Below are 278 nucleotides of genomic sequence, written 5' to 3' on the forward strand. Positions count from 1 at the left end.
GGCGGCGGGGTTCAGCCCGACCAGCCGCATCCCGTAGCCCAGCAGCGTAAAGACCATCAGGATCATCACGTCGGACAGGCTTTGATTGGCGGTAAAGGCGCCCACGACCGCAAAGACGGTCACGCAGGGAAAGATGAAATAGGGCGGAACCGAGGCGACACGCATCCACAGCGGAAACCCGAAGCGGGCAATGACCAGCAGGAACAGATCGACCAGCAGGAACCCCGCGAAGATCGCGTAGATCACATCGGTATGTTCATAGAAGATCGTCGGCCCCG

The 278-nt window shown here is 60.4% G+C and carries 1 protein-coding gene; it reads right to left on the reverse strand.

Annotated elements, in window-relative coordinates; genetic code table 11:
• Positions 1 to 278, reverse strand: a 278-nt coding sequence (locus K3A85_RS17950; protein WP_225207875.1) for a tripartite tricarboxylate transporter permease, incomplete at both ends; no start/stop codon positions are given.

The sequence above is a fragment of the Novosphingobium huizhouense genome (assembly GCF_020179475.1).
GTDB classification, from domain to species: domain Bacteria; phylum Pseudomonadota; class Alphaproteobacteria; order Sphingomonadales; family Sphingomonadaceae; genus Novosphingobium; species Novosphingobium huizhouense.